Genomic DNA, 1,133 nt, shown 5'->3' with positions numbered 1-1,133 from the left:
GTCACCAACGACACCACCCCGACCCTGAGCGGCAGCAGCGGCGTGGCGGGCGGCACCATCAGCATCTACGACAACGGTCGTCTGATTGGCACCACCACCGTGGGCAGCAACGGCAGCTGGAGCTTCACGCCGGATACGGCGCTCTCTGACGGCAGCCACAACTTCACCGCCACCGTCACCGACGGCGTGGGCCGCACCAGTGAGCCAACCGGCGGCTTCGGTATCGTTATCGATACAAAAGCCCCGGACGCGGCCTCTGACCTGCTGGTCACCGACAACGTCGGCGCCTACCAGGGCCCGGTCGTGAGCGGCGACACCACCGATGACAACACCCCGACCCTGAGCGGCAAGGCCGAGCCGGGCAGCACGGTGAACATCATCGACAACGGCCAGGTCATCGGCACCGCGAAGGTGAACCCGGACGGCACCTGGAGCTACACCCCGGACCAGCCGCTGGCGAACGGCGCACACGACCTGACCACCACCGTGACTGACCCGTCGGGCAACACCGGGCCGGAAGGTTCGCACGTGGTCATCACCGTTGACGTGGTCCCGGGTAAGGTGGAAATCACCGCCGTGACCGATGACACCGGCAGCGTGACCGGCAGCCTGTCCCAGAATGCGGTAACCGACGACACCCGTCCGCAAATCAGCGGCACGGCGAAGGCGGGCAGCACCGTGACCATCATGGACGGCAGCAACGTGCTGGGCACCACCACCGCGGGCGCAGACGGCACCTGGAGCTTCACGCCGAGCGTGGACCTGGGCCGCGGGGACCATACCTTCACCGCCACGGCGAAAGACCCGATGGGTAATGAGTCGAGCAGCAGCAGCTGGACCGTGACCATCGACACCGATGCACCGGTGAAACCGACCATCGACGCGGCGCTGGACGACGTGGGCAGCGTGCAGGGCGCACTGTCTAACGGCAGCAGCACCGACGATCCGACCCCGACCCTGAGCGGCAAGGCGGAAGCGGGCAGCACCGTGAAGATCTACGATCAGAACGGCCTGCTGGGCGAAGTGACGGCGAAAGCCGACGGCACCTGGAGCTTCTCGCCGGTGGCGAAACTGCCGGAAGGCGAGCACCGCTTCCACGTGACGGCCACCGACAGGGCGGGCAACACCAGTGC

At 67.2% G+C, this 1,133-nt stretch carries 1 protein-coding gene; it reads left to right on the top strand.

What is annotated here, in order from left to right; translation table 11 throughout:
• Positions 1 to 1,133: Ig-like domain-containing protein (locus tag GM298_RS23220; RefSeq protein WP_266155410.1), on the top strand; the 1,133-nt coding region annotated here is incomplete at both ends.

Source organism: Enterobacter sp. HSTU-ASh6, assembly GCF_026319105.1.
Classification (GTDB): Bacteria; Pseudomonadota; Gammaproteobacteria; order Enterobacterales; family Enterobacteriaceae; genus Enterobacter; species Enterobacter sichuanensis.
This window is presented reverse-complemented; position numbering and strand designations above follow the sequence as displayed.